Source organism: Corynebacterium sp., assembly GCF_030530965.1.
Lineage (GTDB): Bacteria > Actinomycetota > Actinomycetes > Mycobacteriales > Mycobacteriaceae > Corynebacterium.
This window is the reverse complement of the sequence record NZ_JAUMTY010000015.1, coordinates 1-25,892: the sequence shown is the minus strand read 5'-3', so window position 1 is coordinate 25,892 and position 25,892 is coordinate 1. Positions and strand designations below refer to the sequence as shown.

The following is a 25,892-nucleotide window of genomic DNA, read 5'->3' as shown; positions in this document are numbered from 1 at the left end:
GTATGCCGCCGGCGATGGGTGCCCGCGGACTTTACTGGTGGTAGCTGGACAAGAAATTGCCGAGTCGTTCGATCGCATCCGCCAGATCACGAGCCCACGGGAGAGTGACAACGCGGAAGTGATCAGGCTCCGGCCAATTGAATCCGGTGCCTTGGACGAGGTGGATCTTTTCTGCGCGCAAGAGATCAAACATGAATTGCTCGTCATCATGAATGTCGTAAACATTCCGATCCAATTTGGGGAAGGCATACAAAGCACCCATCGGTTTAACAACCGAAACGCCCGGTATCTCATTGAGCTTTTCGTACGCTACATTCCGTTGCTCTAGCAGGCGGCCACCGGGGAGCGTGAGGTCGTAGATGGATTGCTTGCCGCCAAGCGCCACCTGAATTGCGTGCTGAGCAGGCACGTTGGGGCACAAGCGTGTTGATGCGAGCAAGTCCAACCCTTCGATAAACCCCTGGGCGTGTTCCTTCGGGCCGGTGAGGACCATCCAGCCCGACCGGTATCCAGCCACGCGATATGCCTTGGACAATCCGTTGAATGTGATGCACAGCAGATCAGGTGCGAGGGAAGCGATGCTGATGTGTTCGGCATCGTCGTAAAGAATCCGGTCGTAGATTTCGTCGGCAAGAATGAGGAGTGAATTCTCGCGTGCGATATCGACAATTTTCTGGAGCGTTTCCCGGCTATAAACAGCCCCAGTGGGGTTATTCGGGTTAATAACGACAATTGCCTTGGTTTTCGGAGTGACCTTGGCTTTGATGTCCTCGATGTCCGGGTTCCAATTATCGTCCTCGCGGCAGAAATAATGCACAGGTTTTCCGCCGGCCAGGGAGGTCGCCGCCGTCCAGAGGGGATAATCGGGAGCGGGAATGAGCACTTCATCACCGTCGTCGAGGAGAGCCTGAGTAGTCATGGTGATGAGCTCGGAAACCCCATTACCCAGGTAAATATCGTCGATATCGGCGCTGGGGAATCCAGGAACTAATTCGTATCGCGTGGCAATGGCACGGCGCGCCGGGATGATGCCTTTCGCGGTGCTATACCCCTGAGCGGTGGGCAGGGCCGCGATCATGTCGCGCATGATGACATCGGGCGCTTCGAAGCCGAAGACCGCCGGGTTACCCGTGTTGAGCTGCAGAATTCTGTGACCATCGGCGATCATGCGTTCTGCTTCGGCATTGACCGGCCCGCGGATTTCGTAGAGGACGTTGCGCAGTTTGCTGGACTGATCCAGGTGCTTGAGCCGCTGGCGCCCAGTGACCTGGGTCGAGGTCGCGCTGCTGGTGTCGGTGTTTTCTGGTGCGGGTGTCGCGTTTTTATCGGAAGAGCTCACCCGACCACTATGCCACGCGTGAGGGGCAAAAGTGTGAATTCGTTTTTAATTACCAATGGTGGTTAATTGCCGATGTAGATGTGGATATCGTCATCTTTATTTTCGCAGCGCACGAGCCCGGGTTTAAATTCTTGGCATTCCAGTTTGAATGTCGAATCAGAAATGGGGCTATCGATGGTGATGCTCCCTCGATCATCTTTGGGAGTGTCGTTATAGACCTGGCGCGCCGTATCCGCCACGGAGCAGTCCCACCCGACCGGGATAGCAGAGCGCGTGTATTCACCGGTACTACTGCCGCATATTTGAACTTGGCGTGCGTCAAGATCGATATTTTGCCCGATCGATCCTTTGATTGTCTTTCCACCGGGGGTCGGGAAGTTCTGTTGGGGTTGATCAGCTTGATTATCTTCCGACGGAGCTGTTGATGTTTTTTCCGACGAACCTACGGTGAAATTATCGTTATTAGCCATCCAAATAGCGCCGAATAGTGCCGCAAGAATTAAGACAGCGACGACGAAGACCAGTGCTTTTGCGGGTGTGGTAGCAATCCAGTTCTTGAACTTTTCTTTCCGCGAATTTTCTGTGGGCTCTTGGTCGGCGTCTTGCTGATCGTTGGCCTCTCCCTTGCTCCCGTCGGAGGCGCCGCGTGAACCAGCCTGGCCAGAGACAGATGGGCCAGAGGCAGCTGCCGATCCCTGAGCTGCAGTGTGAGGCGTTTTGTCGTCTGCCGCGTTGTCCGACGTGTTAGGTGCTGAGGGAACCTGGCGGTCTTGGTTCGTCTTTTCCTTGCCGACGCTTCCCTGACCGGCGCTTTTACCGGCCGAGCCGTTCTGGGGGTGAGCCTGCGATGCGCCCCCAACGGGGCGTGATCCGTGCGTCGTGGTGCTAGGTGACGGGTTATATGCGTCGGACGTCACCGTCGACGGTTTGCCGTTTGTTGATTTTCCCGTCGGCGGGCTACTAATTGCGCCATCCTGATGACGCTCAGAATCCGGCTGTGCGCAATCTGATTGCGCCGAGTGATTCGGTTGCGCGGAGGTTTCAGATTCTGCGGAGCCATCGGCCGATGACGTCGTGTGGCTATTAGCCTCACGCATCATTTCCGGAGTGATGACAGGAAAACCCGCCGCCCCATTCGTCGAAAATCCGCTTTTTGTGTCCGGATTGTCTGAATCAACGCCGTGTGATTGAGCCTCGAGCGATTGAGCGTCGTGCGCCTGTGGCTCGTCGAATGCACGGTCTTCACCGAGTGAATCGTTTTCGGGGAGGACATCGCGAGCAGTGGGAACGTCGGAAAACTCGGCATCTATCGGGGCGTTGGTCGAAGAGCTGTGTGAAGAGCTGGACTCAGTAGTGTCCTGACCTCGTTCTTCTCTTGGGGGCTGAGTTCCCTCTAAACGCTGATCTTGCCCTTGGCGTTGTTCTTCCGCACGACGCTGTTCGAATGAGCTGCCCGACGTGGGCCGGTTTTCTGTGGAAAACTGGTCATTGGGTTGGGTGGAATAGCCTTCCGAATCAGACTGTGAAGTCGGGTCGGAGGGGGTTGTGCTCATTCGTCATCCTCAGGCTGTAAAAGTGATACGGGACAATATACATGCGGGTGCAGGGTCCCACAGTAATAATGCGATAACTAGCTTAGTGTTTTTGTATGCGCGGCGTGAATGGCCGGGTGCGGCCTCGTCCTCGTTGGCCTCCCTGGTCGTGGCGGGAAAATGGCATCGCTTATCAAACGTCGGCACGTTTCTCGTTCCCGATTGCTCGCTGTACTTTCTACCGAGACATAAGAATTCCTAGTAAACTTTATTGTGACGAGGCTCGTGCATGGTTCTTCACTAGCTCATGTACCAGCCATCCGGTATTCCTCGGGCATGACTGTGGCGGAAGAGTAAAGCAGTTTCCTCATCAGTGGCCCGTTGTAAAAATATGAGAAAGGTTTGACTGATGAACGAAGTTATTTTGGCTGCGGCATCCGCTCCACCGCTAGGAATTATTGGGTGGATCATTATCGGTGGCCTCGCCGGATGGATCGCATCGAAGATCATGGGTACCGACGCTCAAATGGGCGTCCCGCTCAATATCATCGTGGGTATTATCGGTGGTTTCCTCGGAGGATGGCTGCTCGGTGCAGTCGGATTTGATGTCGAAGGTGGAGGAAAGTTCTTCAGCTTCCTTACCTGTTTGCTTGGTGCGGTAATCCTCTTGTGGATTGTTGGCCTAGTGACCAAAAAGAAGTAGAGAGTAAAAGTGTAGGGCGTTGGCTTTGCAACCGTGTCGCATAAGGGCGTAAGCGTAAGGCCTTGAGTTAGCGCCTGAGTACATACTCAACGAGCCCGGAGCTAGAGTCGATCTAGTTCCGGGCTCGTAGTGTTAGCCCGTGGGGTATTACATGGTCAATGGAATTCAGTACTCACCGTGACTGGCCATTGGGTGATCCAGCATTGTGATGATCCAGAATTGGAAATTATCTCAGAGTGGAGCATAGTGAATTTTTCTTCTACCAAACGTAGGTGAGGCGATTGGTTACTACGATGTCTGGTGAATGCATGCCGGGTGAATGCTATGTCTAGGGCGAGAATGTACCGGAACGCCGGCGCCCGCTATCTCGTCGACTATGTATCGTCCGCGGCCAAACAATGTTCCTTTCGTTCCCATCATGCGTCGATCCATGAACATGCGTCGGGTATGTGCCGTGCGTCGGGCCATCGCCGTCGAGTTGATAGTTTCACGATTAAAAAATGGCTGGTGAGTAAATTCGCATTCAATAAGGATCATGATTGCTTTTCACACGAGAAAAAGCGTCACAGGTATTTAGGCGCCGGCCGTCGTGCTGATTGTGTACTGGCGGGAATCCTGTTTGTCATGGGCGCTGCCCTCATTCCGTGGATGGGAATTCTGCTGTTCACGATGCCATTCCCCGGTGTGCTGGGCTGGATTGCGTTAGATTGCGCAGAAATAGCCGCCCTGTGGACCAGCGCTTGGTGGGTGCTCAAGCGTCGGCCCCACGCGGCTGCGGGGTTGTGGGGTGTCGCTGCTTTATTGCTTGTCGACGCGATTGCCGACGTGACAACGTCGTTTCCGAATATCGGTAGCGCCGTTGTGACTATCCCGGTCGAGTTGTTCGTGAGTGGTTGGGCCGCATGGTGCGCTTACGCGTGGGGAAAGAGTGTGTAAAAGTGCGGTCAGATTTTTTAGGTGCGGAATGAAACCCTTCGCGTGGAATGAGATCATTTACGGCCGGGATAAAAAGGCGTAAGTGTGGAATGAGAGCGCAGGAGGTAAAGCCATGATCACGACGGAAAAGATCCACGACCATCCGGCGGAGGGGGAGGGGACGCGGATCCTCGTGGATCGGCTGTGGCCACGCGGGGTGAAGAAAGCCACGGCACCGGTTGATGAATGGTTGAAGGGCCTTGCTCCTTCGCCGGAGCTGCGAAAAGACTGGGGACACGATCCAGCGCGCTTTTCCGAATTCGCCGACAGATATCGCTCTGAGCTGGATGAACGCCTGGCCGCCTATAAGGACGCCACCGCATCGGGTGATGACGGTGACAATTCGGAAGTCGACTCCGATTCGGAGGCTTCTCAGGTGGGGGAGATATGCGATCGGGCAGCGTCGGGGGAAAACATCATCTTGGTCTTTGCTGCAAAAGACCGTGTGTTTAATCATGCCGTCGTTTTGAAAGCGTGGCTTGACGAGCACACGCGTTAATGATGGGGGCGCGCCGTCGATAATCGTCCGTTTCGCACTAAAAACTTCCTACGGGGGCTCAACCTTGCGCGAGAAACGTCGGCCATCAAGGTCGGCTATACACACGGGAACGTGCGAAAAACGTCGGCTCGGGGCGTCGGCCATACATACAGAAAGACACATTTGCACGCCAAAAACACCACTCTAACCAGCGTCGATAAGAAAAGTTGAGTCGTGTGGAATAACTTTGAGTACGACGTCGTTACATCTAATGTCGCAAGGTTGAGCGAGTAAGACTCAAGTTAGCTTGACAAGCCTGAGTCTTCTGGGTCAGACTGTGACAGGTCGTTGAGTCTGATTCACTCAGCCTCACACAAATACGTAGATGCTCCGGGTGAGATCACGGGCAGGACCGCCGGCGAGAGCCGAGAGTGTCCGCCGAATGATCCGCCGGTCACAACAAATGTAACGAAAGGAAACACAGATAATGGGACGTGCAGTTGGAATTGACTTGGGTACTACGAACTCAGTGGTATCCGTTTTGGAAGGTGGAGACCCCACCGTTATCGCTAACTCCGAGGGCTCGCGGACGACGCCGTCGGTTGTAGCTTTTTCGAAGAACGGCGAGGTGCTCGTTGGGCAGTCGGCAAAGAACCAGGCCGTGACCAACGTTGACCGCACCATTCGCTCGGTCAAGCGCCACATCGGCGACGACTCCTGGAATGTCGATATTGACGACAAGAAGTACACGGCGCAGGAAATTTCCGCCCGTATTCTTCAAAAACTGAAGAGAGACGCTGAGAGCTACCTCGGCGAGGATGTGACCGACGCCGTTATTACCGTCCCGGCTTACTTCTCCGACGCTCAGCGTCAGGCGACGAAGGACGCTGGCCAGATTGCAGGCCTCAACGTGCTTCGTATTGTGAACGAGCCGACGGCTGCCGCGCTGGCATACGGCCTTGAAAAGGGCGAAGACGACCAGACCATCCTGGTGTACGACCTCGGTGGTGGTACCTTCGACGTCTCCCTCCTGGAGATCGGTGAGGGTGTTGTTGAGGTTCGTGCAACCAACGGTGACAACAAGCTCGGTGGTGATGACTGGGATCAGCGCATCGTTGACTGGCTGACCGACAAGTTCAAGTCATCACACGGCATTGACCTGACCAAAGACAAGATGGCTATGCAGCGTCTGCGTGAGGCCGCTGAGAAAGCCAAGATTGAGCTGTCATCCTCGCAGCAGACCAGCATCAACCTGCCGTACATCACGGTCGACGAGGATAAGAACCCGCTCTTCCTCGACGAGACGCTGTCCCGCACGGAATTCCAGCGCATTACCCAGGATCTCCTGGACCGCACCCGTAAGCCGTTCCAGCAGGTTCTTTCCGACGCGGGCATTTCCGTTTCCGACATCGACCACGTGGTTCTCGTCGGTGGTTCGACCCGTATGCCGGCCGTGACCGACCTGGTCAAGGAGCTGACCGGCGGTAAAGAGCCGAACAAGGGCGTTAACCCGGACGAGGTTGTCGCTGTCGGTGCTGCTCTGCAGGCCGGCGTGCTGCGCGGCGAGGTCAAGGACGTTCTGCTTCTGGATGTCACCCCGCTATCCCTCGGTATCGAAACCAAGGGCGGCGTGATGACCAAGCTCATCGAACGCAACACGACCATCCCGACGAAGCGGTCCGAGACCTTCACCACGGCGGAAGATAACCAGCCTTCCGTTCAGATCCAGGTCTTCCAGGGCGAGCGCGAGATGGCGTCGGCTAACAAACTGCTCGGCTCCTTCGAGTTGGGCGGAATTGCGCCGGCTCCGCGTGGTATCCCGCAGATCGAGGTCACGTTCGACATCGACGCCAACGGTATTGTCCACGTCACCGCGAAGGACAAGGGCACCGGCAAGGAAAACACCATTAAGATCCAGGATGGTTCTGGCCTGTCCCAGGACGAGATCGATCGCATGGTGAAGGACGCCGAGGCTCACGCGGAAGAGGACAAGAAGCGTCGCGAGGAGCAGGAAGTTCGCAACTCTGCGGAGTCCATGGTCTACCAGACCCGCAAGTTCGTCGACGACAACAAGGAGAAGGTCTCCCAGGACATCCAGGATAAGGTTGAGGAAGCCGCCAAGGGTGTCGACGAAGCCCTCAAGGGTGACGACATCGAGGCCATCAAGTCCGCTGTTGAGAAGCTGTCCGCGGAGTCCCAGGAGATGGGCAAGTCCCTCTACGAGTCCGAGGCTGCTAACGGTGGAGCTGCAGGTGGCGCAGGTGCTGCAGGTGCCGCGGGTGCCGATGCCGGATCTGACAACTCCGACCCCAACGTTGTTGACGCCGAGGTAGTCGACGAAGACAAGAAGGATGATGACAAGTGAGTCTAGGCAACGACATGCCCGATGACCCGGGTGCGCCGGCCAACACAGACCCCGAAGGCGCATCCCCCAACGAGGCCGAAGCTGCAGTGGACGAAGCTCGCCTCGCGCAGGAAACGCCCGACGGAGACGCTCCGGAAGGGGCCGTCGACGGTGAGAACGTTGCCGAAGAGCTTGACGACATCGACGCTGAAGTAGATGGTCTTCAAGACGATCCCGACGTAGCGGTCGAATCCGCCGAGGACGACGCCGCCCGCGACCTTCAGGACGAGGGGCAAGCGCCTGTCGATGATGGGGCTGGTGCTGGTGCGTCTGGTGCCGGTGCCGCGTCCCCCGTCGAGAAGCAACTCGAAGAAATGACTGCTGACCTGAAGCGAGTCTCCGCCGAGTACACCAACTACCGGCGTCGGGCTGAGCGTGATCGGGCGGCCACATTCGAGCTGGCCAAGGCACAAGTCGCGAGTGACCTTCTGCCCATGGCGGATGACTTCGACCTTGCGGAAAAGCACGGCGATTTGAAAGAGGAAGGGCCGCTGAAGGTCTTCTCGGACAAATTCACCAAGCTGATTGCGGATCTGGGTGTTGAAAAGTTTGGCCAGGAAGGCGATGCTTTCGACCCCAACTTCCACGAGGCCGTTCAAGATATGTCATCTGGCGACGAGAAAACCGTGGCGACGGTTCTGCGCGCCGGGTACCGAATGGGTGACCGCGTGTTGCGAACCGCAATGGTCGTGATCGGCGACCCAGCGTGATTGGGCCAGTCCTGACCATGGGTTATCGTGAGTAACCCTTATCTTTAGCTCTTATCTTTAGCCCGGGTGGTTAATAGCCGCCCGGGCTTTTTCATGCGTTGATGAGCGTTGGGGTTGGACGAGTGCAGTGCGTTGCTCGTGCCTGCTTTCTCCTCCGTCGCCTTCCTCGTAGCGTCCTGTAGCGCCCTGTAGTACGCAGAATTGCAGCCTCAGTAGCTTACTGAAACAAAATATCCTTCACTGGCGAATTAAATAGAGTCCCGGGCATACTATGTGCACAGCTGGCCCAATCGTCGGCAGTACATATAGGCGTCTGCGTGGAGCGCAATTCTTAGGTGCAACTCCTAGGAGCGAGGCTGATCCCGCGATGGCCGCCATGAAACATGGCGTAGTCGTCGTGCATAACGGGTGAAGCCACCGTCCCTTTTTGGTATGGTCACCTTTCACAATTAACTCCGCGCAGTGAGCCACTAGTTCCCCGCCTAGTTATCAGTTCCCCAATGATGGAAGCTTTATGAAAGAAGCAGCAGCCCCTGAGCAACGTGTTCAGCTTGACGAATCACCTATTAACAACACTCAGACGGGGGAGCGGTATTCGCCCCGAATGGGTTTGGGCGAATTTACCATGAATGTCCTCAACGGCATTTCGGTTGCCGTTGTTGTGGCATTGGTTCCCCAAGCGCTGTTAGGAGAGCTATTTAAGGCCCTGCTTCCCGTGTTCCCGCAGGGGAAGGAAATCATCGGGATGGTGTCTGTCGCCTCCAGTATGTTGCCGATAGCCATCGGCCTTCTGGTTGCGATGCAATTCAAAATGACGCACATTCAGACCGCCACTGTCGCGATCGCCGCTGTCATGGGATCGGGCGTCGTCAAGGGGATAAACTCTGACGGATTCCTCCAGCTCAAAGGCACCGGGTTGGTGATTAACACCGGCCTGACCGCTGCCTTTGCCGTCATCATGATTCTCCTCATTGGCGACAGGCTGAAGAGCTACACCATCTTGGTACTTCCGCCGACGGTCATTGTGATAGCCGGTGGTCTCGGTAAATTTGTGACGTACCCGGCGGTGCTGGTCTTCACGAAGTGGCTGGGGGACCTCGTCGTCGGAGCGGCGGATCTGCAGCCCATCGTGATGGGGCTCATCCTGGGCATTGCTTTCGGCCTGATGATGGCGTCGCCAATTTCGACGGTCGGAATCGCCACCGCTATCTTCCTGTCCGGCATTGCCTCGGGCGTGGCGAACGTTGGATGCTGCGCCGTTGCGTTCACCATGATGTGGGCCGGGTGGAAGGTAAATGGGCCGGGCGGATCGCTTGTGCATGTGGTGGGATCCGCGAAAGTTCAGGTTGCCAACATGATGCGACGGCCTGTTGCGCTGTTGCCGGCGATAGTTGCGTGCGGCGTTAGCGGCATTGTGGCGGGCATTTTCCGAGTGCAAGGTACGCCCATTTCGGCCGGGTTCGGGATTTCCGGGCTCGTTGGGCCGCTGGCGGCGCTGAATGCCGACGGCTGGGGATGGAGTGTGCGGAACATCCTAGTTGTCGTGCTTGTTTACGCGATCGTGCCGTGTGTGTCAGCGTATTTCGCGGTCAAGCTCTTCGATAAGAAGCTCGGCATGACGAACCAAGACATGTATGCCCTGAAATTCGACTAAATCTCTGCGGGGGGAGCGATCTGAGATTTAGTTGGCGGGGATGGCGCCTGGTGTCCGGTTTTCATGGGGGCTGAGCTGGGCTTTTTTTAGGTGGGGAACGCCCGGTCCAGGCCCCTTCCGTGCTTAGCGCCTAAAACTGCGGCGGTATATGGCGGGTCTATGTGAAAACTGTGGGGGAATATGGTCAATTTTCGGCCGATTTTCGCCCATATACCTCCGCACTTTTAAAACGTCCCAATATTCCCCGTAGTTTTCACGCTCCACTCAGGCCGGGACGACGCCCGACGGCTCTCAAGCGTGTGACTCGCCGGCTTTGTGATTCCCGGCCGTACCTTATTCGCCGGTTCTTTGCCCCGCCGCACTTTATCCAGGGCTGAATCGTGAGATTGGCCGGTTCAAGCTCCGGCCTCGAAAATCTGGCTCGAGCCTGGAATATTTTCCCTGTTTAAGCCGTTATTCCCAATGTAAAGTTAAGTCTACTAGACTCAACCTTGAGGGTTGGTGAGCAAGCCACGTGCGTGGTGGCGATAGTTTGCCCTGCGGTTTTGGCATGCGCCGACGGTTACCGCGCGTCCGGAACCACGGGCACAAACACCGACGTCAGCCGGGCGGTTAGATGGCCGGAAGCGATCGGCTAACACAACGCGAGGTGCCGCAACGCCATAACGCGCCACGTGGCATCCCACACGCCCCACGGCGCATCAACCCCACCAGCCAACACAAGATAACAACAGTAGCAAGCAACAAAGCGACAATTAGCGGAAGAAGGCAAACATGACGGCTCAACGAGAATGGGCAGAGAAGGATTATTACAAGGACTTAGGAGTTTCCCGCAGCGCTAGCGAGGACGAGATTAAGAAGGCGTACCGCAAGATCGCGCGGGATAATCACCCGGACAGTCACCCGGGCGACTCCGCTGCGGAGGAGCGGTTTAAGCAAGCCAGCGAGGCGTATTCCGTCGTCGGCGATGCCAAAAAGCGCAAGGAATACGACGAATTGAAGGACATGCTCGCTTCTGGCGGCCTCGGTGGCTTCGGTGGCAGCGGCTTCAATAACGGCGGCTTTAACTCGGGCGGATTCGGCGGCCAATACGGGTCGTCGGGCGGCTTCCGCACCACATTTAGCAATTACGACACGGGCAGCGGCTTCTCCGCGTCCGACCTGTTCGGCGGCGGGTCCGGCGGGGGCATCGGCGATATCCTCGGCGACCTCTTCAACGGCCGGGGTAGCGCGTCTGCTGCCGCCAGCCGTGGCCAGCGCAACTTGCGCGGCGCCGACGTCGAAACGGAAATTACGTTGGATTTCCGCGAGGCCACCAAAGGCGCCACGGTGCCGATCCGCTTGACGAACCCCTCGTCGTGCCAGGAGTGCCACGGTTCGGGCGCCAAACCTGGGACGTCGCCGCATACATGTTCGACGTGTAATGGCAAAGGTGTTGTGTCCGACAATCGTGGCGCGTTCGGGTTGTCGCGGCCGTGTTCCGATTGCGGCGGCACGGGCACCAAGATCGACGATCCCTGCCCGGCCTGCAAAGGCAGCGGTGTGACCAACCGCACTCGGACGATTACCGTGCGTGTGCCGTCGGGCGTTGTCGACGGCCAGAAGGTTCGCTTAGCTGGTCAGGGCGAGGCAGGAATGCGCGGCCGTCCGGCGGGCGATTTGTTCGTCACCGTACATGTGCGGCCGGACAAGCTCTTCACTCGCAAGGGCGACGACCTGCGCGTCACCGTCCCGGTTAGTTTTTCTGAGCTCGCGTTGGGCGGGGTTGTCACAGTGCCGACGCTGGACAACAAGGTTCGCGTCAAGATCCCCGCGGGCACTAACGACGGCCGTACGCTGCGTGTTCGTGGCCGCGGTGTGCCGAAGCGGAATCAGAAGAATGGCGACCTCCTCGTGACGGTGAAGGTGGCGGTTCCGCCGAAGCTGGACGAAGGGGCTGCCTCTGCGCTCCGTAGTTACGTGGCCGAAGAGAAGCGCCTGGGCTTTGACCCGCGCGCTAACTGGCCAGGGAAGGAGGGGTAAGTCATGGCTTCGAACTCTGATCGACGACGCAATACGTCGGGCCCCTCGAGCGCTGGCGGAGCTGGCGGAACGCGTGGGGCTGGCGCTGGCGCGACCGGCGGAGCTGGCGGAACTGGCGGCGAAAACCGCGCGACCAGCGAAACGTCCCGGCAAACCCACACCAGAGGAAATAGGCAGCCACTGGACGAGGTACGTCGGGAAGAAGTGTATGTCATTTCGGTGGCAGCGGAACTGACCGGACTCCACGCTCAGACGCTCCGCACCTACGACCGCATGGGGCTGGTCACGCCCGAGCGGACGCGCGGAGGTGGGCGTCGATACTCGCCGGATGACATTGAGATGCTTCGCGAAATACAGAAGCTTTCTCACGAAGATGGTGTTAACCTCGCGGGGATACGGGCGATCATTGACCTGAAGTCTCAGGTGGATGAGCTGCAGGCGGAGAACCACCAGCTTCGGGAGCGGTTGGCTCGTATGGAAGCTCAACACGGCAGGTCACGTGGGGAAATCGTGCATGTGCCTCGGTCTACCGCTGTTGTGATGTGGGAACCGGGGGCTCGCCGTAGAAAGGATAGGCGTGATAGAAGGTAGCCGGCCGCGCGGCCATGACTCCGTGACGCAGGATGGTGACGCCACTGACAACGGTGTGGCGCAAAACTCCGAGGCGACGCCACACGCCGACGCCACCGCCGGAGTCCACGAAGCATCTCTGGTCCCCGTGGTCACTGTCCTTCAAACTGACGGGTCGCGCTTCGTCGACGCCGTGTTTACTCATCTTTTCGCCCGCCGTCCCTCGTTTATCCGGCGGCTCCCGGCGGACTTGTCGCAGATTAAGCCCAGTTTTCGGCGTGCGCTGGTGCACGTCTACGCCAAGCAGGCAACAGGGAATGGGTTGGATCGACGCACGAGGCGTTTCCTCCGGCACCTCGCCGAGGACCACCGCAGCTTCGGCGTCGAAGCCCCCGACTATGTTGCGATGGGTGACGCCATTATCGACGCCGGTCGCGAGATAATCGCGCCGCAGGTCACGTCGGAAGAATTCGAGCTTTTCGCGATGGCAACCGGCCAGATCATCGGCCTCTTGGAGGAAGGTGCCGCCGAATACAGCGAGGTCCCCGTGCGTTGGGGTGCCACCGTGCTGGATGTGGACCACCGGTCCGACGCCATCACGGTCGTCCGGCTCGCCGCGGATTCGCCGATTCCGTACCGCGCCGGGCAGTTGGTGCCGGTCCTGGCGCCGCAGTCGTCGGGTAAGCGGAAGTGGCTGGCGCCCGCCATCCCGCACAGCGACGACGGGCTGATCGAGTTTCATCTGGAAGTGCCACGGCTCGAAGGGGCCGGGCAGCAGGCGCTAACCGGCAGCTCAGCGCTGGTTTTTGACCTCGCCCGCATGACTCGCCCTGGCGACGTGTGGGAGATCGGCGCCGCGCGCGGCTCCATGACGGTTGATCTTCTCGACGGCTCGCGTCCCGTATTGATGGTGGCCCACGGTGCCCACCTGGCGGCGATTCGCGCGATCATCCTCGACCTTGCGTCGAAACCGTCGCCGCCGCAGACGCACCTGTTCTTCGGCGCCGAATACCCCAGCGACCTGTACGAACTCCGGACGCTCTGGTCATTCGACACGGCCATGGACTGGCTGACCGTGCACCCATCGACGATGCATGCGGAGGAAGATCAGTTCGCCCGCATGTCGGCCTACGCTGTCGCGCCGCGCGATTTCACTGTTCGGGAGGGTATTTCACTTGCCGACGACGTTATGGCGCGCGGCCCATGGCTCGGCCATGAAACGCTGTTGGCGGGGCCGAAGACGATAGTGGGGGACATCAAACGGAAGCTCATGGCGTCGGGCATGAACCCGGCGCTGATCACCATGACCTCGTAGGCGGCCCGACGCGGGGAACGACCCGGTCGCCCGACGCGGGGCCGCTTTTCGTCGCGCGCTACGAAATAACCACCACGAGGTCCCCACCATCAACGTGGAAGGTCCCGTCGGAAATAATGCGCTCGATGGTTCCATCAACGGGGGCCGTGATGCTGGCCTCCATCTTCATCGCCTCGATCACCGCGATCTTGTCGCCGGCGTGAACAGCGTCACCTTCGTTCACGGTCACCGTGACATTGCCCGCGTAGGGTGCGGCCACGTGGCCGGGGTTGGAGCGGTCGGCTTTCTCCGCGGGGTTGACGTCGGCTTCGACGGATTCGTCGCGAACAAAGACGGGGCGCAGCTCACCATTGAGGAAGCACATGACGGTCCGCACGCCGCGCGCGTCGGGCTCCGAAATGGACTGCAGCTGCACAATAAGGTCGATGCCCTTAGCCAACTGAATCTTTTGTTCTTCGTTCGGGTAGAGGCCGAAGAAGAACTGGTTCGTGGATAGGCGGCTGACCTCGCCATATTCGTTGCGGTGGGTATCGAAATCGGCCGCGGGTCCGGGGAAGAGCAGTCGATTCAGCGTGTTCCGGCGATCCTCCGACGACCCATTCAAATGCTCCTCATCCTCGGACGATACCGGCGTGATCTCCGGCGTCTTCTCCCGACCCTTGAGCGCCTGGGTGCGGAACGGCTCGGGCCACCCACCGGGCGGCGTCCCCAGCTCGCCGTTGAGGAACCCGATGACCGAGTCCGGGATGTCATAGTCATTCGGGTTTGCAGCGAAGTCGGCCGGATCGATACCCGCCCCGACCAGCTGTAACGCGAGGTCACCGACCACCTTGGACGACGGCGTCACCTTCACCAGGTGCCCGAGCATCTTATCGGCCGCGGCATACGCGTCCTCAATTTGCTCGAAGTTGTGCTCCAAGCCCAGCGCCGTCGCCTGCGCGCGGAGGTTCGTCAGCTGGCCACCAGGGATTTCGTGGTTGTACACCCGGCCCGTCGGGGCAGCGAGCCCCTTGTCGAACGGAGCGTACACCGAGCGCACGCCCTCCCAGTACGGTTCCAACGCACTCACGGCCGCAAGGTCCAGGCCAGTGTCGTACTTCGTGTTCGCCGTAGCTGCGACGATGGCCGACAGCGACGGCTGCGAGGTCGTTCCCGCCATAGGAGCCGACGCGCCATCGATAGCGTCCGCACCGGCCTCCCACGCAGCCATGTACGTGGCCAGTGATCCGCCGGCAGTGTCATGCGTATGAATGTGGATCGGCAGGTCAAATTCCTTACGCAGCGCGGTGACAAGCATGCGCGCCGCCTCGGGGCGGAGCAGCCCCGCCATGTCCTTGATCGCCAGAATATGCGCGCCCGCGTCCACGATCGTGTGCGCCAGATTCATGTAATAATCCAGCGTGTAGAGCTTTTCGTTGGGGTCGGCGACGTTGCCGGCGTAGCTCATCGCCACTTCCGCCACCGCGGTCCCGGTTTCCCGGACGGCGTCGATCGCGGCCTTCATCTGGCTCACGTCGTTCAGGGCGTCGAAAATTCGGAAAATATCGACGCCAGACGCGGCGGCTTCCTTCACGAACGCCTTCGTGACGGTCTCGGGGTAGGGGGTATATCCGACGGTGTTGCGCCCGCGGAGCAGCATCTGGATACACACGTTCGGCATCGCTTGGCGCAGGCGATCCAGCCGCGCCCACGGATCCTCCTTGAGGAACCGCATGGCGACGTCATAGGTGGCGCCGCCCCACGCCTCGACGGACAGAAGCTGAGGTGTCGTGCGCGCAACATGGCCCGCGGCGGCAACGAGGTCGTTGGTACGGACGCGCGTGGCCAGCAACGACTGGTGCGCATCACGGAACGTCGTATCCGTCACAGCAACACCGCGACACTGCCGCAGCTCCTGCGCGAATTTCTCAGGGCCGAGTTTCAGGAGCCGGTCGCGTGATCCCTCGGGCAGCGGAGCCGACGTGTCCAGCGTCGGCAATTTATCTGCCGGGTTGAGAGTGGTCGCGCGCTCACCGTTCGGCTTGTTCACCGTCACAGTGCCCAAGTACCGCATGATTTTGTCGGCGCGGTTGGCGTACGGCTTGGTCGTGAGCAGATCGGGGTGATCCGCGATAAACGACGTGGTGAAATTGCCCGCACGGAAATCCGGGTTATCCAGAACACCGCGAAGGAACCGGATGTTCGTCGCCACACCCCGAATGCGGAACTCGTCGAGCGCGCGCCGGGCACGATGGACAGCGGAGTCGAAGTCCCGCCCGCGGCACGTGAGCTTGACCAGGAGCGAATCGAAGTGCCCGGTGACCTCGGCACCTGTGGCAGTACCCCCGTCGAGGCGAATACCGGAACCACCCGGCGACCTGTAGGCCGTGATGTACCCGGTGTCGGGGCGGAAGTCGTTGGCCGGGTCCTCGGTGGTGATGCGGCATTGCATCGCGGCACCGTGGAAAGAAATCGTATCCTGGGTCAGCCCGATCTCGGGCAGCGACGCACCCGCCGCGATCTGCAGCTGTGCCCGGACAATGTCGATATCCGTGATTTCCTCAGTGACCGTGTGCTCGACCTGCACGCGGGGGTTCATTTCGATGAACACGTGGTTGCCGTCTTCATCAACAAGGAATTCGACGGTTCCCGCGCCGCGATAGTTGATGTGCCGCGCGAAGTTCACCGCGTCGGTGCAGATGGCCTCGCGCTGCTCAGGGGTCAGACTCGGTGCGGGCGCGAGTTCCACGACTTTTTGGTGGCGACGCTGCACGGAGCAGTCGCGCTCAAAGAGGTGGACGACATTGCCTTGCCCGTCGGCAAGGATCTGGACCTCGATGTGCTTCGGGTTGACCACGGCCTGCTCGAGGAAAACGGTGGGATCGCCGAAGGCGGTTTTGGCCTCGTTAGATGCTGTTTCGCACAGCTCGCGGAGTTTGTCGCGGGAGGGGATGAGGCGCATACCGCGCCCGCCGCCCCCGGCAACGGCTTTGACGAAGAGCGGGTAGGGCATGTCCGATTCGTCGGCCAAGCGTTCTAGTTCGTCGAGGTTATCGGTGGCGGGGGTATCGCCGAGGGTGGGCAGCCCAGCCTCTTTCGCGTTGTGGATAGCGGTGGCTTTGTTTCCCGTCATATCGAGGACGTCGGCGGTGGGGCCGACGAACGCGATGCCCTCGCGTTCACAGGCGCGCGCGAGCTCAGGGTTCTCGGACAGGAACCCGTAGCCGGGGTAGATGGCTTCGGCCCCGGAGTCTTTGGCGACGGAGATGATTTCGTCGACGTTGAGGTAGGCCTTGACCGGGTGGCCTTCTTCCCCGATTTCGTAGGCTTCATCAGCCTTGATGCGGTGGGAGGAGTGTCGATCCTCCCAGGGGTAGACCGCGACTGTGCTGGACTCGAGTTCGTGTGCTGCGCGGAACGCGCGGATGGCGATCTCACCGCGGTTGGCGACGAGAACCTTAGAGAACTGACGTAGTGGCATAGCTTCCTATCTCAACATTGAGGCGAGCTGGTCGTGTCGATGAGTTTAGCGGTAACCATGCCAACAAACGATGTCAGTTGGTCAGGCCCTTGATGTACCCAAACCGGTGGTTTGTGATCGATACCGCTTGTTCCAGCAGGAATGGCAGAATTTCACGACGTCCATCGGCAAGAACCGGGTGGTCGATGACAATCGATCCCGAGTGCGCCGCCGCTTTGTACAGCGCCGGGTCGACGTCACCAAGGGTGCGCACACGAACGGACTCCGCGTTTTCCACTTCGGCTGCGTAGGTGGCGTCTTCCACACGACGGATGCTGAATCCCATGGCGCCCAGCTCGGTGGCGGTCTCCGCGGTAGCGGAAACGTCCATCGGAGTACCCGAGATTTCCGACGCCAGCGTCAGGCGAACAAGGTCCCGAATGAGAGTCGGCGACGAACTAGGCGATCCAACCCGGACGCGCAGCGGTGCCAACAAAGGCCGGTAGCGGAAGATGTTGGACTCGGCGATGAGTGCGGTGTTGTCGTGCTCAACGCCGAACTCGGTGCTCCACGCGTAGGCGTCGGATTCAGCCGCGCGACGCAGCCAGTACAGGTCGGCCGGGGTGAGCGTGTTGTCCAACTGGCCCTTGATCCGGCGGAGCCGCTGGGCAACGTGGCGCTGAAGCCCTGCACGCGGTAGCTCGTCGACGTCCCCTTCGGACCAGGTTCCCTGTTGCGCCACGTAGTTCGGGCCGCCAGCTTTCGCACCCGATCCGAGCGCGGAGGCCTTCCACCCGCCGAAGGATTGCCGCTGCACGATGGCTCCGGTAATACCCCTGTTGACGTAGGCATTGCCCACTTCAACGTGGTCAATCCACCAGTCGATCTCGTCCGGGTCGAGGGCGTGTAGACCACCGGTGAGCCCGTAGCCTGTGGAGTTCTGCCATTCGGTGGCTTCCTCCAGGGTGGCGGCGTGCATGATGCCGAGCACTGGTCCGAAGCATTCGTGCGTGTGGTACCACGATCCGGGTTTGACATTGTCGCGCAGCCCCGGGGACCAGAGCGTCCCTTCCTTATTCAGCTTCCGTGGTTTGACCAGCCATTTCTCGCCGCTCTCGAGCTGTGTCAGCCCCCGCATGAGCTTGTCGGATGGGGGTTCGATGATCCCATTCATGGTGGTGGAAATATCGGTTCCCGGGCCGACTTTGAGAGTTTCGACGGCGTCGATCAGCTGGTTCATGAATCGCTTCGACTTGCCGACGCTGCCCACCACGATGACCAGCGACGACGCGGAACACTTTTGCCCCGCGTGGCCGAAGGCCGACTTGTAGACGTCGGAGACAGCCAGGTCCGGGTCGGCAGACGGCGTGACGATGATGGCGTTCTTGCCGGACGTTTCCGCGTTGATAACCATCTGTGGTTTCCAGCTGCGGAAGAGTCGCGCCGTGTCGGAGGCACCGGTGAGGATGATGGAGTCCACCGCCGGGTGGGAGACGAGGTGTTGGCCGGCTTCATTTTCGGCAACGTTGACGAGTTGGAGGAGTTCCTCATCGATGCCGGCTTCACGCAGTATCCTCACCGCAACTTCGGCGATGCGGACGACTTGTGGTGCAGGTTTGATGACGACGGCAGCGCCAGCAGCGAGGGCCGCGAACACGCCACCCATGGGGATGGCCAGCGGGAAGTTCCACGGTGGGGTGATGAGGACAACGGAGTACGGGGTGAACCGCGACCCCTTGACCCCGTCGAGCGCGCGGGCGGATTCCGCGTAGTAGCGGGCGAAGTCGATGGCTTCGGAGATCTCGGGGTCGGATTCCGCCACGGTCTTGTTCGCCTCGTGTGTCATGGCGGCCAGCAGTTCCCCGCGGTGCGCGGCCAGCGCGTTAGCGGCGGCGTCGAGCACCTCGGCGCGGTCGTGTCCGCTGGTGTTGCCCCACGCGGAGGACCGTGACCGTGCGCGGGCGACGATGGCGTCGATATCCGACTTCTCTGTGATCAGGGGGCTGGTGACGGGGCCCGGGTCGTGATCCAACCACCGCAGGGCCCACTCACGGTTGGCAGGCAGCGATGGGTCGGTGTCCGGTTCGTTGACGAAGTGCCCGGGGACGGACTCGACTCGCTTGGACACGTCAGCAGCGGATCGTTCTTGCCGACGGTCCTGCTGGCGCCGTGGCCCAGCGAACGTGGTCCACCGGTCGTTGACGGCGTTGAGGTAGCGCTTTTCCTGCTCCTGCATGGGCGTCATATCGTCATCGCCGGCGACATCGGGCGCGAACAGCGCATAGAGGAAGTTCTGGTGCGCGCCGTTTTCTTCGAGCCGTCGGACCAGGTAGGACACGGCAACGTCGAAGTCTTCCGCGTGGACGACGGGGGTGTACAGGATGACCGTCCCCGTGATCTGACGCACGGCCCGGGCCTGGGCGGGCGCCATACCTTGGAGCATTTCGATGTCAAGCTGGTCCTCGACGCCGCGCTGCACAGAGAGTTCGTGCGCGGTGGCCACCGTGTAGAGGTTGTGAGACGCCGCACCGATCCGAATAGCGTTCGCGTGCTCAGGCTGCAGCGCAACATCCAGGAGTCGCAGGTAGTTGGCGTCTACCTCGGCTTTCGTCAGGTACGGGGTCTGCTTCCAGTCGTGGATTTCGGAGTCCACGCGCTCCATGGACAGGTTCGCGCCCTTCACAATGCGCACCTTGATGGGTGCACCGCCCTTGTTGACCCGCTCGTGCGCGAAGTCGATGAGTTCGTGCAGCGCGTCGAGAGTGTCGGGGAGGTAGGCCTGAAGCACGATACCGGCTTCCAGGTCCATGAACTCGTCTTCACTCATGAGCTCCTTGAAGAGCTTGATGGTGAGGTCGAGGTCTTTGTATTCCTCCATATCCATATTGATGAAGGGGTGCGGTGTGCGTTTCACCGCTTCTCGATAGAGAGGACGGAGGCGTTCCTTAAGCCGACGCGTGTTTCCTTCGATATCCCACGGGTTGAGCTGCGAGCACACCGACGATGCCTTGATGGACACGTAGTCCACCTTGGGGTTGCGGAGGAGCTCGATGGTCCGGTCTAGCCGACGCGTTGCCTCGCGCTCGCCGAGGACAGCCTCGCCGAGGAGGTTGATGTTGAGCCGGAACCCGTTGGCGTGCGCGTCGTCGAGCAGTTTGTCAAGCGCCTTGCCATTGGCGTCAAGCACCAGGTGTCCCACCATTTTCCGCAGGTAGCCGCGGGCGATGGGCATCACGATGCTGGGCAGCACTTGTCCGGCCAGCGCTCCGAGGGAGACGAGTGCCGTATTCAGTGGCCCGAGGAAGTCAGGGAGGGGCTCTTTCCGTCCAAACGGGCTGCCCAGGGAGGAAAACTCTTTCGCGGCGACGGCGTTGTCTTCTGGTCGTGCGACGCGGTCGACGAAGCCCATAGTGAAGTCGATGCCCTGTGGATCGTGAACGAGGGCCGCGAGTTGTTCAGTGGACGACGATTCCTTGCGCGTCTGCTCCCCGTTGGTCGCCTCGAGCCATTCGTGTGCGCGTGCGATGGCGCGGTCGGTGATGTCGTCGAGGTCGTGGGAGTTGGGTGGGGGCTTAAGGAAGTTAGGGTCGTCGACGTTGCTGGCGGTTGTGGTGGTGGCGGAGATCTCGTCCCCGGTGGCGTTCAGCTTCTTGTCTTTCTTGTTTTTCTTACCGCTTTTGTTGTGTTTGCTGCTCATGGGGTGCTCCCTTGTGGAGTGTGGGTGGTTGGTGTGCGTCCTGGCTCAGTGTGTGGTCGAAAGCCACAATTGCGCTGGTCAGTATGTGTGAAAACCACATTATTGCGCTGCTGCACCTCCTGCAATGATCACCCCTGAGATGTGTGGGCATCGGCCGGCACCCCGTCGGTAATGACCTGTGCAAGAGCCGCCGAGTAGTCCCTGTACCGGTGGTTTTTCATCAGTTCACTGAAGTTCCCCTTCGAAATATAGACGCCTCCCAGGTCGCGAATTTTCTGGTCACTGGGGGGAGTAGCCGCCAGGCCGTTGGGGGTGAGCCACGCATCGGCACCCCAGTGTGCGTAGGACGGGTCGGGGCCGTGCGCACCGTCTTCTGGTCCGGTGGTGATCATGATGGGATCGGCATCATTCCTACCGACGACGATCTCCGCGTGCCCGTCCAACGCATGTGGCGCTAATTCGTGTGCATGATTCGCGCCGGTCCCGGGGGATCCGACGATGACGACCGTGTCGGCTTCGAGTGGCGGTGTTGTGTCTGACTGCGTTGCGTCTGAAGATGTCGCGTCCGAGGATCGTGCAGCATGCCCGACGACGACGCTGCCGTAGCTGTGCCCGGTGACGGTGAGTTGCGCGGACGGGTTGCGAGTCCGGAGCGATTGTTGGAATGAACGCAGGTTTTGTGCTCCACGGGTGGCGTTATCGGTGCTGGCTGCAGCGGGTAATGATCTGGGCGCGGGGTAGGCCGACCATGCGATGACGCTGGCTTTGTTGCCGCTGGCTTGCCTGATCTCACGTGCCCAGTCTGTGTGCCCGTGAATACGTCCGGGTTCACTAGATCCGACCCCGCCGACGAGGGTGGCGACGGCTGGACTTGTGGTGGGGTCTCCTAGCGCGATGGCCACGCCGTCATGGTCGATGTGGACGAGGTAAGCGTCGTCGTTGTCGGCGAGTGTCTTCAGTATTCCCTCCAAGTACTGCTTCTCTTTGTCGTCGTGGGCGGTGGAAAGCCAGGTGTCGAGGCGTTCCCGGAGGATACGGTCGGTGTCTTCAACGGTGTGTCCGTCGAGCCAGGGTTGTGAGTTGTCGCGTTGGGGGTCCGGGGCGGGCACGGTAGTGGGTAGGAAGGCGTCGGTGATCCCGGCGTCGGCGAGGACATAGGCGAGTGGTTTGAAGTTGGGGCTATTCCATACGTCGACCAGGAGGTGCGCGAGCACACCGTCGATAGTGTCCAGGAACTTGAGTAGGAGGGCGAGGTCGGCTTTGCATGCCGTTTCGATGATGTACAGGCCGGTGCTAATGAACGGGTCGGCGGTGGCGTCGCGTTGAGCTTGGAGCTCTTTGATGGTGTGCTCGAGGGATTGCGCGTGGCAGAGGGGGCCGCGGAGTGCCGACGAGTGCGCGCGCAATAAGCCGACGGACTGTGTGATGTGGTCGATGACCGCGCGCGTATCCGCATTAATCGATTTCAGTGATGCGTTGGCGGCGTCACCGTTGATTCCGCCGATGATGGTGGCGGGGATAGGGCTGTCTGCAATGCGGGTGGTCAGGGGTCCGATGAGTCCGGCCATTGAGGTGGCGACGGCATTGAGCTCGTCGGGGCTCCACTGAGGGACATGTGTGAGCGGTCCTCCTCCGGGCAGGCCGTGTGTCAGCGGTCCTCGCATTACCGACGCTTGAGCTGCCAAGGTTTTATTTACCGTCGAGGTTGCATTAAGTGCCATGAGCTGCACCTTTAACCGAGTTTGTCCGCACGCGTGGCAGTTTCACCTGCACGCATCGGGGACAGTTCGCTCAAGTGCGTTGACGAAGCATCGTCCGTGGCGCAGACACGGCGTCGTAATGAATCGACGGATTCCGCGAACCGCGTATGCCGTGCGCTCAGTTCGTGGGCCTGGGCATAGGCGGCCTCGGCCATAGCGAGCAAAGCGGCGTGGGTTCGCGATAAGTGGAAGCTGGGCGCTTGTTCATGCGCGGCGTCGCATACAGCGCCGACGTGTTCGGCGTGTCCCGCATGGTCGTGGTGGTCGTGCATCAGGGTGCGCAGCGCGGACGGAGTGATCGTGAGAGTCATGCGCCACATCGTGCCAAGAACATGCCCATGGTGCGCGTCGTCAATAGTGGTGAATCGCGTTTTCTGTGGATAACTCCGCGCCTGTGGATAACTGGGGGTCGGCGGCCAAAATAGCCCCTAACGTGTCACACCCTGCCGTTAAACTGCCACGGGGGACCTCTATGCCCTGACAGCAAGCCCCTATGCCGTCACCCCAAATTGATCGAGAGCCAACTTCCCGGCCATCAACACCACCACGACAAGCAGAACGATACGGACGAATCCAGCACCTTTACTAAGGACCATTCGCGCCCCGATCTGCGCGCCCACAATGTTGGTGACCGCAAGGCCAAACCCCAGCAGCCACCAGATATCCCCATTGATCGCAAAAACAACTAGCGCGCCTAAGTTCGTGAAGGTATTGAGGATTTTGGCCCACGCGGCGCTGTTCAAAAAGTCCTCACCCAGCAGCGATGTGACCGTGAGGATTAAAAATAAACCGGTGCCGGGGCCGAACGCACCGTCGTAGATCCCGAGCCCCGTGATCAGCACCAATGCCGCAACCCATCGCCCACGCGTGACGGCTCGTCGGACCGTGACCTGCCCAAACGACGGCCGGAGCAGCACAAACGCGCCGACTGCGACAAGGAGCACGATAACGATCGGCCGCATAATGTCCTTATCAACGGACGACGCAATAATCGCGCCAAGGGCCGACCCACCAAACGCCAGCGGCGCGTAACGGAAAGCGGTCCGCGCGGCCGGGACGCGCCGGGCCATGGTGATCGCGGAGCTGCCGGTACCGCAGATAGCAGCGACTTTGTTTACGCCGAGCGCCTGCGAATACGTGAAGCTGGGGTTCAGGATCATGATGAGCGGGAGGAGGATGAGCCCGCCGCCTCCGACGACGGCGTCGACCCATCCGGCGAAGAGTGAGGTGGTCAGCATGAGGGCGATCACGGTGGGGGACATGCGAAAATCGTATCGCTTCCCTTACTGGTTCTCACTGATAGCTACTGCGGCTCACTGCTAGTCTGTGGCGTATGCGCATTTCACTGGCCCAGATTTGTTCCGTCCCCGATGTTTCTAGGAATACGGATGCTGTGTGTGAGTTGATCATGCGCGCGTCGTCGGAGAACTCTGACCTCATCGTGTTCCCGGAGGCCTCGATGTACCCGTTCGGTCAGGGTCGGTTGGACACGATCGCGGAGCCGCTGGATGGTCGTTTTGCGACGACCGTTCGCGAGACTGCCGAGGCTGCCGGCATTGTTACCGTCGTGGGGATGTTCGCGCCGGCCGATTCTGTCGAGACGGAGAAAGGCACGCGCCATCGGGTGGACAACGTTGCGTTGGCGGTTGGCCGTGACGGTGCCGACGGTGACCGCGTCAACGCGGCGTACCGCAAGATCCATTGCTATGACGCGTTCGGCTACCGCGAGTCGGACACGGTTCGCCCAGGTAATGAGCTGGAGTATTTCCAGTGCGCGGGCATGACTGTCGGACTGTCGACGTGTTACGACATTCGCTTCCCGCAGCAGTTTAAGAATCTGGCACGCGGCGGTGCGCAGGTTATTGTCGTGCCGACGTCGTGGTCGGATGGACCGGGCAAGCGTGACCAGTGGCGGACATTGACTGCTGCACGAGCGTTGGATTCGACGACGTGGATCGCCGCCGCGGGGCAGGCTCGCCCGGGCGGATATGACAAGGTTGGCCAGTCCGACGGTCCGACCGGAATTGGCCATAGTGTTGTGGTCGGTCCCGACGGAACGAGGGTCGCGGAATTGGGCTACACCTGCGGATATGTCACCGCGACTATTGATACTGATCGTCTAGACTCCGTGCGACAAAGCATCCCGGTGCTTGGCGACGATTAGTTCCGAGGGAAGATTAGTGCCGACGGCTATTCAGTGCCGAGGGAAGATGAGTGCCGTCGGTTGGGTCGGGGTAGACGTCGGGGGAGTGATCTAGTGTGAACGTTTCCTGACGTAAGTGGCTAGTGAAGTTAGTAAAGCGCCTCCACCAACATAGGCGAGTAGGGAAGGTGAGAAGATTTCGGTTTCTTCTTGCTGGGTAATCCCGTACCAAATTCCGAAAATAATTAAAGCGGCGCTTGCGATCCAAACGAAGTACTGATGTTGTGCGTCGATTAATTTGACGGGAAGAAATAGAATCAGGCTGGTAACTGCGATAATGGTTATGCCGAAACCAGCCACGCCAATTACCCACGCGCCCGTTATTGCACCAATGAGGAATAGGAGAATACCAACGCCGATCGAAGTAAGTTCGATGATTGGCAATTTGCTGGATCGTGCATTCATCTCTATCCCCTGTATCAAGTGTAGAAATACTTCTCTTACGTCTTTCCATTGGCTAGCTTTGGGAACCTTACTGTGACGTTATCAGGGTTGCTTTGGTGGTTCTAGGGGGGGCTTTAGCGACCGAATAACACCCCAAAATTGGGGTGAAATGTCACAGATGTAGGGCTTAAACTGCCGGCGTTAAGGTGTTACTACCCGAGTGCGAGGTTGGATCCTCTTGTTTTAGAAGTGTCGCCTACGTGGTCATTCCCACTGGTCGTTAACCCATATCACTTCTTATGTGGTGAGCCCGCCAGTGTCCTCAGGGCGAATGTCCAACGTTGCGAATAGGTTGCCCAACAAATAAAAGGGTGCTTCGAGTGAACCGTCATCTGTACACTAAGAAACTATGCTCATAGAAGTAAGCGAGTTACGTTTTTCGTATAAAAAGACTAAGTCTGTGTTGGACGGAATTTCGTGCACTTTTTCCGGTGGAATTAATATCGTGCTCGGTTCTAATGGCGCGGGGAAAAGTACCTTAATGAAGATTCTCGCGACAGAGCTTGAACCCCAGTCCGGCGTGACCAGGTATGATGGCAAAACAGCGGAGCGAAAAAACCGTCCTACCATCGTTTCGCGCTTAGGTTGGGTGCCGCAACATAATGCGGTTGATACATCTCAAACTGTGCGGGACTTAGTTCAGACGG

19 protein-coding genes are annotated in these 25,892 nt (G+C 59.5%); 11 read left to right on the top strand and 8 right to left on the bottom strand.

The genetic code is table 11. From position 1 onward, the window contains the following. Positions 1-31: 31 nt before the first annotated feature. Together Q3981_RS04575 and Q3981_RS04570 are read right to left on the bottom strand one after the other, a co-directional pair. A complete protein-coding gene (locus Q3981_RS04575) occupies positions 32-1,240 on the bottom strand; it encodes a pyridoxal phosphate-dependent aminotransferase (protein ID WP_052292440.1) in 1,209 nt (402 codons plus the stop codon). A gap of 161 nt (positions 1,241-1,401) precedes the next feature. Then, positions 1,402-2,892 carry a hypothetical protein gene (locus Q3981_RS04570; RefSeq protein WP_303124285.1) on the bottom strand — a complete coding sequence of 497 codons (1,491 nt, stop codon included), beginning with the start codon at positions 2,890-2,892 and terminating at the stop codon, positions 1,402-1,404. Positions 2,893-3,280: 388 nt separating this feature from the next. On the opposite strand from Q3981_RS04570, the gene Q3981_RS04565 reads away from it, so the two are divergent. From Q3981_RS04565 to Q3981_RS04525, 9 genes are all read left to right on the top strand, one after another. After that, the gene (locus Q3981_RS04565; protein WP_296137109.1) at positions 3,281-3,574 is read left to right on the top strand and encodes a GlsB/YeaQ/YmgE family stress response membrane protein; all 294 of its coding nucleotides are present in this window, start codon (positions 3,281-3,283) and stop codon (positions 3,572-3,574) included. A gap of 507 nt (positions 3,575-4,081) precedes the next feature. After that, positions 4,082-4,510 (top strand): hypothetical protein, encoded by a 429-nt coding sequence (locus tag Q3981_RS04560; RefSeq protein WP_303124284.1) that lies wholly within the window; start codon positions 4,082-4,084, stop codon positions 4,508-4,510. Positions 4,511-4,622: 112 nt separating this feature from the next. Then, on the top strand, positions 4,623-5,048 hold the full coding sequence (locus tag Q3981_RS04555) for a DUF488 domain-containing protein (RefSeq protein ID WP_303124301.1): 426 nt from the start codon (positions 4,623-4,625) through the stop codon (positions 5,046-5,048). Positions 5,049-5,514: 466 nt separating this feature from the next. Continuing rightward, complete coding sequence (gene dnaK, locus Q3981_RS04550) at positions 5,515-7,392, top strand: molecular chaperone DnaK (protein WP_046201959.1); 1,878 nt, start codon at positions 5,515-5,517, stop codon at positions 7,390-7,392. Then, positions 7,389-8,141, top strand: coding sequence for a nucleotide exchange factor GrpE (gene grpE, locus Q3981_RS04545; protein WP_303124283.1), 753 nt, complete (start codon positions 7,389-7,391; stop codon positions 8,139-8,141). The genes dnaK and grpE overlap by 4 nt, the downstream gene beginning before the upstream one ends. Before the next feature lie 604 nt (positions 8,142-8,745). Next, positions 8,746-9,795 carry a PTS sugar transporter subunit IIC gene (locus tag Q3981_RS04540; protein WP_303124300.1) on the top strand — a complete coding sequence of 350 codons (1,050 nt, stop codon included), beginning with the start codon at positions 8,746-8,748 and terminating at the stop codon, positions 9,793-9,795. 774 nt (positions 9,796-10,569) lie between these two features. Next, entirely contained in the window at positions 10,570-11,817 is a 1,248-nt protein-coding gene (dnaJ, locus tag Q3981_RS04535; protein ID WP_012730954.1) for a molecular chaperone DnaJ, read from the top strand. Positions 11,818-11,997: 180 nt separating this feature from the next. Further along, complete coding sequence (locus Q3981_RS04530) at positions 11,998-12,408, top strand: heat shock protein transcriptional repressor HspR (RefSeq protein ID WP_303124299.1); 411 nt, start codon at positions 11,998-12,000, stop codon at positions 12,406-12,408. Beyond that, positions 12,395-13,702 carry a hypothetical protein gene (locus Q3981_RS04525; RefSeq protein ID WP_303124282.1) on the top strand — a complete coding sequence of 436 codons (1,308 nt, stop codon included), beginning with the start codon at positions 12,395-12,397 and terminating at the stop codon, positions 13,700-13,702. Before Q3981_RS04530 ends, Q3981_RS04525 begins: the two co-directional genes overlap by 14 nt. 58 nt (positions 13,703-13,760) lie before the next feature. Here Q3981_RS04525 and Q3981_RS04520 read toward each other — a convergent pair whose 3' ends face one another. The 5 genes from Q3981_RS04520 to Q3981_RS04500 all read right to left on the bottom strand — a co-directional run bounded on the left by Q3981_RS04520 (position 13,761) and on the right by Q3981_RS04500 (position 23,860). Beyond that, positions 13,761-17,162 carry a pyruvate carboxylase gene (locus tag Q3981_RS04520; protein WP_303124281.1) on the bottom strand — a complete coding sequence of 1,134 codons (3,402 nt, stop codon included), beginning with the start codon at positions 17,160-17,162 and terminating at the stop codon, positions 13,761-13,763. Positions 17,163-17,235: 73 nt separating this feature from the next. Then, entirely contained in the window at positions 17,236-20,838 is a 3,603-nt protein-coding gene (locus Q3981_RS04515) for a bifunctional proline dehydrogenase/L-glutamate gamma-semialdehyde dehydrogenase (protein WP_303124280.1), read from the bottom strand. A 128-nt stretch (positions 20,839-20,966) separates the two neighbouring features. After that, positions 20,967-22,559 (bottom strand): alpha/beta hydrolase, encoded by a 1,593-nt coding sequence (locus tag Q3981_RS04510; protein ID WP_303124279.1) that lies wholly within the window; start codon positions 22,557-22,559, stop codon positions 20,967-20,969. A gap of 11 nt (positions 22,560-22,570) precedes the next feature. Next, on the bottom strand, positions 22,571-22,909 hold the full coding sequence (locus Q3981_RS04505) for a hypothetical protein (RefSeq protein ID WP_303124278.1): 339 nt from the start codon (positions 22,907-22,909) through the stop codon (positions 22,571-22,573). Between the two features lie 180 nt (positions 22,910-23,089). Then, positions 23,090-23,860 carry a TSUP family transporter gene (locus Q3981_RS04500; protein WP_303124277.1) on the bottom strand — a complete coding sequence of 257 codons (771 nt, stop codon included), beginning with the start codon at positions 23,858-23,860 and terminating at the stop codon, positions 23,090-23,092. A 71-nt stretch (positions 23,861-23,931) separates the two neighbouring features. Between Q3981_RS04500 and Q3981_RS04495 the strand changes: the two genes are divergently transcribed. Next, positions 23,932-24,762 (top strand): carbon-nitrogen hydrolase family protein, encoded by an 831-nt coding sequence (locus tag Q3981_RS04495; protein ID WP_303124276.1) that lies wholly within the window; start codon positions 23,932-23,934, stop codon positions 24,760-24,762. Between the two features lie 90 nt (positions 24,763-24,852). On the opposite strand, the gene Q3981_RS04490 is transcribed toward Q3981_RS04495, so the two are convergent. Continuing rightward, positions 24,853-25,206 carry a hypothetical protein gene (locus Q3981_RS04490; RefSeq protein WP_303124275.1) on the bottom strand — a complete coding sequence of 118 codons (354 nt, stop codon included), beginning with the start codon at positions 25,204-25,206 and terminating at the stop codon, positions 24,853-24,855. A gap of 388 nt (positions 25,207-25,594) precedes the next feature. On the opposite strand from Q3981_RS04490, the gene Q3981_RS04485 reads away from it, so the two are divergent. Further along, positions 25,595-25,892 (top strand): ATP-binding cassette domain-containing protein (locus Q3981_RS04485; protein ID WP_303124274.1); only part of this gene is annotated, 298 nt, incomplete at its 3' end.

What these genes read in the sequence shown, in the direction of transcription:
- Q3981_RS04520 (WP_303124281.1), bottom strand. Translation starts at nt 17,162, where the DNA reads ATGCCACTACGTCAGTTCTCTAAGGTTCTCGTCGCCAACCGCGGTGAG.
- Q3981_RS04495 (WP_303124276.1), top strand. Translation starts at nt 23,932, where the DNA reads ATGCGCATTTCACTGGCCCAGATTTGTTCCGTCCCCGATGTTTCTAGG.
- Q3981_RS04565 (WP_296137109.1), top strand. Translation starts at nt 3,281, where the DNA reads ATGAACGAAGTTATTTTGGCTGCGGCATCCGCTCCACCGCTAGGAATT.
- Q3981_RS04500 (WP_303124277.1), bottom strand. Translation starts at nt 23,860, where the DNA reads ATGTCCCCCACCGTGATCGCCCTCATGCTGACCACCTCACTCTTCGCC.
- Q3981_RS04540 (WP_303124300.1), top strand. Translation starts at nt 8,746, where the DNA reads ATGGGTTTGGGCGAATTTACCATGAATGTCCTCAACGGCATTTCGGTT.
- Q3981_RS04505 (WP_303124278.1), bottom strand. Translation starts at nt 22,909, where the DNA reads ATGACTCTCACGATCACTCCGTCCGCGCTGCGCACCCTGATGCACGAC.
- Q3981_RS04490 (WP_303124275.1), bottom strand. Translation starts at nt 25,206, where the DNA reads ATGAATGCACGATCCAGCAAATTGCCAATCATCGAACTTACTTCGATC.
- Q3981_RS04555 (WP_303124301.1), top strand. Translation starts at nt 4,623, where the DNA reads ATGATCACGACGGAAAAGATCCACGACCATCCGGCGGAGGGGGAGGGG.
- Q3981_RS04515 (WP_303124280.1), bottom strand. Translation starts at nt 20,838, where the DNA reads ATGAGCAGCAAACACAACAAAAGCGGTAAGAAAAACAAGAAAGACAAG.
- dnaK (WP_046201959.1), top strand. Translation starts at nt 5,515, where the DNA reads ATGGGACGTGCAGTTGGAATTGACTTGGGTACTACGAACTCAGTGGTA.
- dnaJ (WP_012730954.1), top strand. Translation starts at nt 10,570, where the DNA reads ATGACGGCTCAACGAGAATGGGCAGAGAAGGATTATTACAAGGACTTA.
- Q3981_RS04570 (WP_303124285.1), bottom strand. Translation starts at nt 2,892, where the DNA reads ATGAGCACAACCCCCTCCGACCCGACTTCACAGTCTGATTCGGAAGGC.
- Q3981_RS04510 (WP_303124279.1), bottom strand. Translation starts at nt 22,559, where the DNA reads ATGGCACTTAATGCAACCTCGACGGTAAATAAAACCTTGGCAGCTCAA.